Raw genomic sequence first — 11,868 nt, 5'->3', positions numbered from 1 at the left:
GAGGGGGCTTGCTCCCGATGGCGGCGGATCAGCATCGAATATATCGACTGACACATCGCTATCGGGGGCAAGCCCCCTCCCACATGGGTGTTGCGTGATTACTGGGAGATTGCCCCGTCTACCAGTACTTGAGCCTCTTCCACCAGCTGCTTGAGGTGATCTTCGCCGATAAAGCTCTCGGCATAGATCTTGTAGATGTCCTCGGTGCCCGATGGACGCGCGGCGAACCAGCCGTTTTCGGTCATCACTTTCAAGCCGCCGATCGCCTGGTTGTTACCCGGCGCATGGCTGAGGATCTGCTGGATGCTTTCGCCGGCCAATTGCGTGGACGTCACCTGCTCCGGCGACAGTTTGCCCAGCAGGGCTTTTTGCGCTGGCGTGGCCTTGGCATCAACGCGGATGGCAAAGGGTTCGCCGAGGGCGTCAGTCAGGCCGCGATAGATCTGACTCGGGTCCTGGCCTTTGCGCGAGGTCATTTCGGCCGCAAGCAAAGCCGGGATCAGGCCGTCCTTGTCGGTGCTCCAGACCGTACCGTCCTTACGCAGGAATGAAGCCCCGGCGCTTTCTTCGCCACCAAACCCCAGCGAACCATCAAACAAACCGTCAGCAAACCATTTGAAGCCCACCGGCACTTCGTACAAACGACGACCGATGCGCGCGGCGACGCGATCGATCAGGCCACTGCTGACCACGGTTTTGCCCACCGCCGCATCGGCGCGCCAGTCAGGACGGTTCTGGAACAGGTAGTCGATGGACACCGCCAGGTAGTTATTCGGCGCCAACAGCCCGCCGGACGGGGTCACGATGCCGTGACGGTCGTGGTCCGGGTCGCAGGCAAACGCCACATCAAAGCGCTCCTTCAGGCCGATCAGGCCTTGCATGGCGTAGCTGGAAGACGGGTCCATACGGATCTGGCCGTCCCAGTCGACGCTCATGAAGCGGAAGGTAGCGTCGACTTCGGTGTTGACCACCTCCAGGTTCAGCCGATAGTGCTCGGCAATCGCCGACCAGTAGCGCACCCCTGCTCCGCCCAGCGGGTCTACGCCCAGGCGCAGGCCGGCGCTGCGGATGGCGTCCATGTCGATCACATTGACCAGGTCGGCCACGTAGCTGTTGAGGTAATCATGCCGGTGCGTGGTATCGGCCTTCAGCGCCTGGGCGTGGGTGATGCGCTTGACTCCGGCGAGCTTGTTGGCCAGCAGCTCGTTGGCCTTGGCTTCGATCCACTTGGTGACGTGGGTGTCGGCCGGGCCACCGTTAGGCGGGTTGTACTTGTAGCCGCCACTTTGCGGCGGGTTGTGGGACGGCGTGATGACGATACCGTCCGCCAGCCCGCTGGTGCGGCCACGGTTGTAGCAGATGATCGCGTGGGAAATTGCCGGCGTTGGTGTGTATTCGTCGCCCTCGGCGAGCATCACGTGTACGCCGTTGGCGGCGAGCACTTCCAGCGCACTGGCGCCGGCTGGCGTCGACAGCGCGTGGGTGTCCAGGCCGACAAACAACGGGCCGTCGATGCCCTGGGCCTGGCGGTACAGGCAGATGGCCTGGCTGATCGCGAGCACATGCCATTCGTTGAAGCTCAGTTCGAACGAGCTGCCACGGTGCCCGGAGGTACCAAAGGCCACGCGCTGGGTGGAGATCGCTGCATCAGGCTGGCCGGTGTAATAGGCCGTGACCAGTCGCGGGATGTCCACCAGCAACTGGGCTGGCGCCGGCTTGCCCGCAAAAGGACTGATAGTCATGCATAAACCTCGAGAAAAATAAGGATTCGGAAAAATGACAGTTTACGGTGACTTGGACTACGGCGCGACGGTATCGATCCCACAACTAATATAGAAATTTCATACGCGTCAAATCTGCGCCTGCTGCAGTGCCTCGGCCAATGTATCCAAGGCGATGTCCAGGTTCGGATGCCCGCTGAACGCATGCCCCAGGCGCATATGCTGGTGATGCAAACCGCTGAGACTGAACAGCTCACCGGGAGCGATCACCACCTGCTGCGTGACCATGCGCTGGAACACATGGCGCATGTCCACAGCCGCCGTCGACTGCAGCCAGAAACTTGCGCCGGCGACGGGCATCCGATAGCTCACCCACCCCTCCAGACGTGCATCCAGGCGCAGGCCCATAGCCTGTGCCTGCTCACGCAGGCGCTGGCGTAACGTCTGCACATGCTGGTCATACCGTCCGCTTTCGTACAAGCGGGCAATGGCACGCTGACGAATCGACGACAAGCGGAATGCACGCAATAAAAACTGACGCTGCAGCTCGCGGCTCAGCTGGCGCGACAATACAAAACCAAACGGTGCTTCCGGGCCAAGGATCTTCTCGAACGAAGAGAACACTATCAGCCGTTCAGGGTCGACCAGGTGCCGCAGGGACACGGAGGACGGTGCGAAGCTCAGTTCGCCAAAGGTGTCATTCTCCAGCAGCCAGCAGCCGAATCGGTCCAGCAATTGCGCCACCTGCATGCGCTCCTGAACCGACAGCACGCTGCCCGACGGCATGCTCACCACCGATGACAGCACCACCAGGTGCACCGGCTCGTGGCTGAGCAGGTGTTCAAAGGTACTCAGATCGAAGCGGCCGTCGGCGAGCCAGGGCAATTCGATTACCCGCACGCCGGCCCCCTGCAACAGGCGCAAGACCAGATAATCGCAGGGTGATTCGGCCACCACCACGGTGCCCTTGAGGCCCAGGGCGTCAATCAGGATCTCCAGGACGCCACGCACGTCGGCGCCGATATACACCTCATCCGCCTGCCAGCAGCGCGTGGGCGATGAGGTATAACGTGCCGCCAGCGCCGCGCGCAGCTCCCAGACGCCGGAGGGTTGCGAGTGGGTTTGCAGGTGGTGCGGATAGCGGCGGATCAGTTGGCGCTCCAGTGAAAGCAACGCACCATCGAGTGAGCCCAGCAGCGCCGGTTCGTCGCCACTGAGTACCACCATGCCAGGCCGCCGCGCTGCCGCGTAAAGGCGCTCAAGCAAGTCCCCACTCGTGGCCATTGGCGCGTTAGCGGCCACCGGCCAGGCAAAGTAGCCGGACTTGGCCACCGAGTAGATCCGCCCTTCCTTTTCCAATATCGAGTAGGCGTACTGGATCGTCGAGATCGACACCTTCAAGCGGGTCGACAACTGCCGCAGGGACGGCAGCTTTACCGGTTTTTCCAGGCTGACTTCGTTGATCAGGTTGATCATGTAGCGGTACACCGCCTGGTAGGCAAAATCCGCTTGCCGCTCCCCGCGCAGTCTCATGAGCGCCCGCCCGAGTTCGCACGCACAGGCACGCGGCTAACGCCCCGACACTTGCGCAATCTGCGCCTGGGCCCCACGCCGTTTGCGCGCCTGGGTGCCACGACCCGCCTGCTGAGGACGCTTGCGGTACAGGTTTTGTAACAGAGGCAATGGCAGGCCGCTGGTATCAATCAGCCACTGCTGCAGCATATCTGCGGCGGGCTTGCCCTGCAGCGCCTTGTGCAACTCGGGAAGCCCCACCAGCATGCCGGGGTGGCATTGGCGCAGGTAACCCTCGAGGCGCTCGCCATGATGGATGAAGGGCGAGAACAACAGGCAAGTCAACTGGCCCTCGTCCAGGCCGAAGAACTCCTGGGCATAGGTCGTCGACAATACGCGCCCATCGTGGCCGCCCAATGCGTCGATCAAGGTGTCTGGAATGTGTCGACGGCTCATCGCGTCCCTCGCCTGCCGCACAAAAGCCTCGACGCCTTCGCCGTAGGACAGCTCACGCAGGCATTGGGCCTGCAACCCGTGCAGATGCGCCATGAGCAACGGGTTGGGATAGTCAGGATGGCTGAAGTGAAAGTCGAACGGGTCCGGTTTGTGGGCCAGGAACTCGGTGAGCAGCGGTGACGAGGCAACGTCAACCTCGTCGAGCAGGTCGGCAACCCCGATATAAGCCAGATGGCGGTGCCCGCCATGCCCCGGGCTCTGGGCCTCCACGTATTGCTCGCCGTAGAGGTCGCGGTAGCAACCGGTACTCCACTCTTCCATGCGCGCGAACAGAATATTGAGCGACGCGGACTGGCGCGGCGGGACAGCGACACCCGCAGCCAGGGCCGAACGCTTCAGCCAGGCCAGGTATTGGCTTTGCTTGCGCGCAGAATCGCCGCTGACCAGCGCATGCACGCCGCCGTTCCACGCGCTCACACGCTGGTAGAAATCCCCCAGGGCCAGGTAAGTGTCATTGCACAGCGTGGCACGCACATCCCCGGACGTCAGGTGCCCGATCATTAGCCGGTCGCGTTGGTTGACCTCACGGCCGGCGCTGGAAGCGGGCCGCTGATGATTGAAAGGCTGCACCTCCTGATTTTCCACCATCAACACCTCCACCCGAGGGTCATCGTGAAAAAACAGCGCGCTATAGCCCTCATTCAGCCTGCCCAGTGTGGCCTGGGTCATCCCTGCATGCCGCAGCGTCGCCACGCGCAGGTGAAAGGTCTTGGGCGTACGGCCGGCGATGCTCAACTGTGCCGCGCGCAGCAGCGCCAGGGTATAACTGCTGACTTCGCCGCCGCCGTGGGCGATCAATACTTTATAGTTACCCACATGTTCCATGCCGCCTGCCGCCACCACGATTCGCTGGATCAACAATTGAAGTGCAGTCCGTTCGGCACGCGTGAAGTGCCCCATCAAACGTTGCAGAACTTGCTGATAAACATAGTTCATGGCTTGTTCGTGAATTGCGCTCATTGTTCTACTACCTGAGTTGAAATATCAGTTTCAAGCAACTCTGTGACGTCGTTGCCTGACCCATTACATCTGTAGGTCTGTCTTGCGCGGCAGGGCATAAGAATGATTAAACATTAGCACCCTGCAACAAAATTACCGGAGCGGACACCTGAGTCGCGGGCACCCCATCCCACAGACAGACGCGCTAACCCGCAGTCGCGTGTGCTCAAGTGGCAACTCCTAGGAATGTTCCGACACTATCCTACAGCGCGTTAACTAATTAATTAGCGAAACCTCCGACAAATAATAAATCACCCACTTAATCTGGCTTCTTGCAAGAAGAAGGGATGTTTCGAACGTTTTTTTCGACGGGCAAGGTAACGCCTCGTTAGTTTGCTGATACAAGACAGTAATGTCGGGCAGCTGATCATTGCTCAATCCTTGAGATGATGGTTAAGCCGCAATTATCGGCACTCAACTAATGATTAATAGATACAGAACCGCGCAGGAAAGCAGTTCAGATGATCTGCGGCGCGAACTTCAGTGACGCCCACACGACAGCGCCGCGCTGGATTTCAGGGCGGCATAAGGGCCAAAGGTATTGTTTGCAGGGCGCAACGCCCTCGGAGTGGCTCAACCCGATCGTGGGTTAAGCCCTGACAAATGGCGCATCTGCTGCATCCGCGCAGACGCTGGAGTATTCATTTGCGAATACTCCTACAGCTCAAACAGCTTCAACCTGCAACGCAACTCGTTCGCGGCACGGGCATTCGTCCATATAGCGGTGGGCTTCGACGAATTGACTGAACGGAAACACCGTGGTTTTCAACGGCACCAGTACCCGGTCGGCAGTCAGTTGGTTGATATCCCGCAAAGCGCGCTGCAACGCAACCTGGTCCTGGATGATGCCCAACTCCGGCTTGCCGGTGAAGTTGCCGATGCAATGCACGAAAAACTGAATATTCTTCTGGAACGCGGCGCAGGCCGGAAAAGGTGTCTGGTTACCGCCTTGCAGGCCATACAAAACCAGGCTGCCACGCGGCGCCAGCACGTCACCGAGCAGCGACATCTGCGGCCCGCCCAGGCCGTCGAACACCACATCGACGCCACGGTCACCCGTGATTTTGTTGATTTGCATGAGCAGGTCCTGCTCTTCGGTGACGATGACCTTTTCCGCCCCCAGCGACAGCAGGTATTCACGTTCCGCGCTGTCTTTGGTCGCGGCAATCACCCGTACCCCCAAGGCTTTGCCCAACTGCACGAACGAAGGCCCGGCGCAGTGGCTGGCATCGGTCACCAACGCAAATTGCCCAGGCTTGACCCGCGCCAGGTCCATGTAGGCAAAGTAGGCAATCAGCAGCGGCGTGTAGTGCACGCTCGCTTCAATGGGGCTCAAGACATCCGGGTAACGGGTCAGGGCCGAACGGGGCAGAACGATCTGCTCGCCATACACCGGGTAATCGTTAGGGCTTTCGGCAGGAAAACTGGCGACCTTGTCGCCCACCGCCAAGTCGTCCACGCCGTCGCCCAGGGCGACAACCACGCCGGCCATTTCATGGCCAAGGCCAGACGGCAGGCGTGCATGTGACGACGCCAGGTTCTGGCGCCACAAAACGTCGTACCAACTGATACCAATCGCGTCGACACGCACCTGCACTTCGCCCGGTGCGGGCTGCGCGGTTGCATGCTCTTCGCATTTGAGCACCTCGGCCGGACCAAACTTGTGAAAACGAATCGTGCGGGACATCGCAAACCTCGTCAAAGTAACCTCTAATGCCATGAACTCTATCTGGGCTTTCCCGGTAAGACCACCGGTCGCCATTAATAGTCGACATGTCTGTCATTGATTCCGCTGTGAGGCATAGACCTCAGCTATCGTAGGAAAACTCAATTATCTTGTGCAGAGTACCAGCCTTTCCCCGTAAGATTCATGCCGGTCATGCTTCTGAACGGAACCTTGGAGGTTCTGGATATGGCCGCTCTCGTCAAGTTCGCTGACTCTTCCAGGACACAAGATGAACCGTAACGACCTGCGTCGTGTCGACCTTAACCTCTTGATCGTATTCGAAACCTTGATGCACGAGCGCAGCGTGACCCGCGCCGCCGAGAAACTGTTTCTCGGCCAGCCGGCCATCAGCGCGGCCTTGTCACGCCTGCGCGGGCTGTTTGACGACCCGCTGTTCGTACGCACCGGGCGCAGCATGGAGCCAACAGCCCGCGCCGTGGAAATCTTCGCCCTGCTCTCCCCGGCCCTGGACTCGATTTCCACCGCCGTCAGCCGCGCCGCCGAATTCGACCCAGCTACCAGCACTGCGGTATTCCGTATCGGCCTGTCCGATGACGTGGAATTCGCCCTGCTGCCGCAATTGCTCAAACGCCTGCGCGCCGAAGCCCCCGGCATCGTGCTGGTGGTGCGTCGCGTCAACTACATCCTGATGCCTGGCTTGCTGGCCTCCGGCGAAATCTCCATCGGCGTCAGCTACACCGCCGACCTGCCGGCCAACGCCAAGCGCAAGGTCCTGCGCCGCAGCCTGCCGAAACTGCTGCGCGCCGACAGCGTACCCGGCCCACTGAGCCTGGACGACTTCTGCGCCCGCCCGCATGCCTTGGTATCGTTTGCCGGTGACCTGAGCGGGTTTATCGACGAAGAGCTGGAAAAGCTCGATCGCAAACGCCACGTCGTGCTGGCCGTGCCCCAGTTCAATGGGCTGGGCACGTTACTGGCGGGCACCGATATCCTCGCCACCGTACCGGATTACGCGGCAGAGGCGCTGACCTCAGCGGGTGGTTTGCGAGCCGAAGACCCGCCGCTGCCGGTGCGTTCGTTTGAGCTGCATATGGCGTGGCGTGGGTCGCAGGATAATGATCCGGGGGAGCGTTGGTTGCGGTCGCGGATTCAGATGTTTTTTGGCGACCCTGAGAGTCTTTAGGTGTCGTTGGGCAGGCAACTGATCGGGCGACAGTTGCAATGTCAGGATCTGTTGCTTCAGCCGTTCGTAGAGACCTTGCTCGCTATTCACGACAACTCCGTCGGTTGCTTCCCAGCTCGCCCCACCCCTTTACAGCCTCGGAATTGCCCCAGTCCCGCGACTGGGGCGATAAGGCCGTCACGCCCTCTGCAGCACTCAGGAGGCGTCGATCCAGATGGTTTTTATCTCGGTGTATTGGTCGTGCGCCCAGATGGATTTGTCCCGCCCACCGAACCCCGACTCCTTGTAACCACCGAAGGGTGTAGACGCATCCCCCTCTCCAAAACAGTTGACGGTCACAATGCCGGCGCGGATGCCGCGTGAGAGCTTCAGCGCATTACGCAGGTTGCCGGTATACGCCGACGCTGCCAAACCATAGGCCGTATCGTTGGCCAGCTTGATGGCTTCATCAAGGGTATTGAAGGTGGTGACACTTAGCACAGGGCCGAAAATTTCCTCTTGGAACAGGCGACTGCTACGCCCTACTCCGTCCAGGATGGTCGGCTCTACGAAGATATTGTCAACAGTATTGCCGCCCGCCAGAACAGTCAGCTTTTCGTCCTTGGCATGCTCGATGTAGGACCGCACTTTCTCAAAATGCGCTTTGCTGACCATTGAGCCCAAGCGGTTGTCCGGGTCAAGTGGGTCGCCCATTTTCCAGTCTTTGAGGTGCACCTGAATACGCTCAAGCAACGCTTCCTTGATATCGGTATGAACGAGCAGGCGCGAAGACGCCGAGCAGTTTTCGCCCATGTTCCAAAAGGCACCGTTCACCACATGCTGCGCGACTTGGTCAATATCCTCGGCATCATTCATCACCACCGCTGGGTTTTTGCCGCCACATTCCAGCACGATGCGCTTGAGGTTGGATTCACTGGAGTACTTTAGGAAAATCCGGCCCGTATCGGTCGAGCCGGTAAAGCTGACCATGGCCACGTCACCATGCCGGCCCAACGGTTCACCTGCCTCCTTGCCGCCACCAGGCACCACATTGAACACACCGGCGGGAACACCAGCCTGATACGCCAGCTCAGCGACACGCAGCGCGCTCAGCGAGGTTTCCTTTGCTGGCTTGACCACGATCGAGCAACCTGCGGCCAACGACGGACCGATTTTCCAGGCGAGCATCAGCAGCGGAAAATTCCACGGCAGCACCAGGCCCACTACGCCGATGGGCTCGCGTACCACCATAGTCACAGCGCCCGAACCCACCGGCGCGGTAGCGTCGTAGATTTTGTCGATCAGTTCGGCGTGCCAACGCAGCGTGTGGATTGTCTCTGGTACATCAACGTTCTGGCACTCGCGGATGGGTTTGCCGCTGTCCAGGCTTTCAAGTACCGCCAGTTCGTGCGAGTTGTCTTCCAACAACTGGGCAAAACGCAGCAGCACGCTTTTACGTACAGCAGGTGAAAGACCCTGCCAGCGTGCATCTTCAAACGCTGCCTTGGCAGCCGCCACCGCCACGTCTACGTCCTCGGCATCACAGGCCGAAATCTCGGCCAGTACATCACCGGTGGCCGGGTTGGTGGTGGTGAACGTACGGCCTGATTTCGCGCTGCGAAACTGGCCGTCAATGAACGCCTGAGTGCGAAACTCAAGCTTGCCGGCCAGTTCGCGGTAGGCTTCTTTACTCAGCAAATCGGCCATTTCAAGCACCTCCCACAATGTGCGCAACGTTTTGTTTAAGCGTTTGGATCACCGCCTTCAGCGCCTGCTTCTCGGATTCTTCCAACGCTTGCAATGGCGCGCGGACACCACCGGCACGCAAGCCAATCAGCTCACTGCCATGTTTGATCGATTGCACAAACTTGCCGCCTTCAAGAAAGTCCATCAACGGCAGCAGGGCCGACATGATGCGACGGCCTTTATCGAAGTCCTTTTCAATCACGCAGGCCTCATACAGCGCAACGTGTTCGCGAGGAATGAAATTGGAGCCGGCGCATACCCAGCTGCGAGCGCCCCAGGCGAAGAACTCCAGGGCTTGATCATCCCAACCGCACGAGATCTGGATCGAAGGATGGGCGCAGGCCAGGCGATGCAGGCGATTCATTTCCCCGGAGCTTTCTTTGATTGCTTCAATGTTCTTGCACTGCGCAATCGCTTCGAAGAACTCATCCCCCATGGCCACCCCCATACGCGCCGGGTAGTTGTAGAGCATGATGGGGAGGCCTGCTGCCTTGTCTACCGCCAGCACATGCGCGGCGATTTCTTTTTGGGTGGGCAAGGCATAAGGCGGCGAACCCACCAGGATCGCATCTGCCTTGATCGCTTTCGCTTGCTCAGCGAAATACACCGAATCCTCGGTTCTGATCCCGCCGGTGCCGACAACCAGCGGCAGACGACCTTGCAGGACACTCTTCGCACGTTCAGCCACCGCCAGACGCTCAGCAGGCGTATGAGCGTAATACTCGCCCGTGGAGCCGCCGATGATGATGCCGTGAACCTTGGACTCGACCAGGTATTCAAGCACTTCATCAAAGGCCGAGTAATCAACTTGACCATCCGAAGAGAGCGGAGTTATCGCGGGGGTAAAAATGCCGTCAAAGTTCATGCTGTTTTCTCCAGTAATTCCAAGGGTTGATCCAGGGGTTGCTAATTCAACGAGGCGGCTTGTTGCAGGTTGAGTGACCGCGTTTCAGGCGCCAGCACCCAAGACAACACCAGCCCCACCAACGAAATGGCGGCGGCGACATACATGGTTTCGGCGATCCCTAACTTGCTCAATGAAATCGGTACCAAGTAAGTGCCCGCGGCGGCGCCGATGCGTGAGAGCGACGTGCCTATGCCGACCGCAAATGCGCGAATTTCTGTGGGAAACAGTTCATTGAGATAAACTCAGCTTTCTCGACCGGCGCGGTACTGCCCCCATTTAAGATTTGCGTTGACACCCAACGAGAGAAACGGCTGCGGCGGGTTACTGTTCGGCCCGGGTGCGTTCAATAGAAAGTCGATCCGTTCATCACGTTGGCCTGCGAGCCACTCGGCAAGCAGTTGCCCTGTCACTGTGCCGCGGGTCACGCCTAAGCCATTGCAACCCAATGCCCCATAAACGTTGGGGGCCAACTCACCAAAGAAACCGTTGTGGTTTCGAGTCATGGCCAATGCACCACCCCAGGTGTATTCGAAATTGACGTTGGGCAACATGGGAAAGCGTTTATCAAACGAGGCTTTATGTCGGCGTATGAATCGCTCGTTATATCGACTGTCGCTGCGGCCGTCGGGATTAAAGCTAAAACTGTTTCTGATCAGTAAGCGGTTATCCGGTGTACGCCTGACGGTGGTCCCAAATGGATCAGCTGGGATCGCGCCCCAATACGGTTTTCCACCGAGTTGTGCCTGCTCTTCTGGCGTCAATTGCCGCGTAATACTGCCGTAGGTATAGATGGGCAGCATCCGGCCCCTGAGGAAACCAAAGCGCATGCCAAATGAGTTGTTCGCGAGGATCAGCTTGTCGGCGGTGATACTTCCATTGGCATGTTTCAGTACGGTTTTCGCACCGTACTCAACTTCGAGAATCGGCGTACGCTCATACAACGTCACGTTGGCTGGCAAATGGTCAGCGAGCCCCTTGACCAGTGCCGACGGCTGAAGCAACACGGCACCCGGTGTGTATAACGCCTTACGGTAGAAGTGCGTACCCAAGTGATTGGGCAACTCATCTTGCTCAATCATTTGATAGGGTTGGTCCAACTTATCCAGCCCGCGCCGATAGGCTTCGAGTACCGCGATGCCGCGGTCCTCCACGGCCGCCTGGTACTTGCCGCAGGCCTTCATCTGACAGTCGATGCCATGTTGATCGACCAAGTCGCGCAGAATGGATTGCCCCGCCAGATTGAGCTTCAGGCTCGTCCTGGCAAGGGTGATGTCGCCGATGTAATCCTCTGCCCCAATATCATGGGGCAGATCGATAGCGAACCCGGCATTCCTGCCGGAGGGCCCGAGACCAACCTCCTGAGCCTCAACCAGTACGATCTCGTCATTCGGAAAACTCATCGCCAGTTGCCGGGCTGCCGCCAGCCCGGTAAAGCCCGCACCAACAATCACCCAACGGGCAGTACTGTGTCCCTGGTGGGCGGGCTTAGGCTTACGCGGCCGGCTTAAATGAAACCAGCCACAGCTATTATCGTCGGCGGGTAACGAGGTAACTTTCATAATAGTAGGACCGTAAAGTTGAATGCATTACCGGGTCCAACACAACACAATGCGCAGGA

The 11,868-nt window shown here is 59.2% G+C and carries 8 protein-coding genes and 1 pseudogene; 1 reads left to right on the top strand and 8 read right to left on the bottom strand.

Features of this window, described 5'->3' with window-relative positions; translation table 11 throughout:
• Positions 1-98 precede the first annotated feature (98 nt).
• The 4 genes from pgm to C4J91_RS13760 all read right to left on the bottom strand — a co-directional run bounded on the left by pgm (position 99) and on the right by C4J91_RS13760 (position 6,435).
• The gene (gene pgm, locus C4J91_RS13775) at positions 99-1,742 is read right to left on the bottom strand and encodes a phosphoglucomutase (alpha-D-glucose-1,6-bisphosphate-dependent) (RefSeq protein WP_124362831.1); all 1,644 of its coding nucleotides are present in this window, start codon (positions 1,740-1,742) and stop codon (positions 99-101) included.
• Between the two features lie 108 nt (positions 1,743-1,850).
• A complete protein-coding gene (locus C4J91_RS13770) occupies positions 1,851-3,254 on the bottom strand; it encodes a PLP-dependent aminotransferase family protein (RefSeq protein ID WP_124362830.1) in 1,404 nt (467 codons plus the stop codon).
• 36 nt (positions 3,255-3,290) lie between these two features.
• Positions 3,291-4,709 carry a hypothetical protein gene (locus C4J91_RS13765; RefSeq protein WP_124362829.1) on the bottom strand — a complete coding sequence of 473 codons (1,419 nt, stop codon included), beginning with the start codon at positions 4,707-4,709 and terminating at the stop codon, positions 3,291-3,293.
• A 703-nt stretch (positions 4,710-5,412) separates the two neighbouring features.
• Positions 5,413-6,435 carry a zinc-dependent alcohol dehydrogenase family protein gene (locus C4J91_RS13760; RefSeq protein WP_124362828.1) on the bottom strand — a complete coding sequence of 341 codons (1,023 nt, stop codon included), beginning with the start codon at positions 6,433-6,435 and terminating at the stop codon, positions 5,413-5,415.
• 268 nt (positions 6,436-6,703) lie between these two features.
• On the opposite strand from C4J91_RS13760, the gene C4J91_RS13755 reads away from it, so the two are divergent.
• A complete protein-coding gene (locus tag C4J91_RS13755) occupies positions 6,704-7,618 on the top strand; it encodes a LysR family transcriptional regulator (RefSeq protein WP_124362827.1) in 915 nt (304 codons plus the stop codon).
• Between the two features lie 195 nt (positions 7,619-7,813).
• Here C4J91_RS13755 and C4J91_RS13750 read toward each other — a convergent pair whose 3' ends face one another.
• The 4 genes and pseudogenes from C4J91_RS13750 to C4J91_RS13735 form a co-directional block, all read right to left on the bottom strand.
• Positions 7,814-9,304 carry an aldehyde dehydrogenase gene (locus C4J91_RS13750; RefSeq protein WP_003181840.1) on the bottom strand — a complete coding sequence of 497 codons (1,491 nt, stop codon included), beginning with the start codon at positions 9,302-9,304 and terminating at the stop codon, positions 7,814-7,816.
• 1 nt (position 9,305) lies between these two features.
• Positions 9,306-10,208 (bottom strand): dihydrodipicolinate synthase family protein, encoded by a 903-nt coding sequence (locus C4J91_RS13745; RefSeq protein WP_027616461.1) that lies wholly within the window; start codon positions 10,206-10,208, stop codon positions 9,306-9,308.
• A gap of 41 nt (positions 10,209-10,249) precedes the next feature.
• A pseudogene (locus C4J91_RS13740) lies at positions 10,250-10,492 on the bottom strand (MFS transporter); the annotation flags it as partial.
• Positions 10,493-11,812 carry an FAD-binding oxidoreductase gene (locus C4J91_RS13735; RefSeq protein ID WP_124362826.1) on the bottom strand — a complete coding sequence of 440 codons (1,320 nt, stop codon included), beginning with the start codon at positions 11,810-11,812 and terminating at the stop codon, positions 10,493-10,495.
• Between the last annotated feature and the right edge of the window lie 56 nt (positions 11,813-11,868).

Origin of the sequence: Pseudomonas sp. R3-52-08 (assembly GCF_003851745.1) — a bacterium.
In the GTDB taxonomy this organism is placed as follows: domain Bacteria; phylum Pseudomonadota; class Gammaproteobacteria; order Pseudomonadales; family Pseudomonadaceae; genus Aquipseudomonas.
Note: the sequence above shows the minus strand (reverse complement) of the source record. Positions and strands in the feature narration are given on the sequence as shown.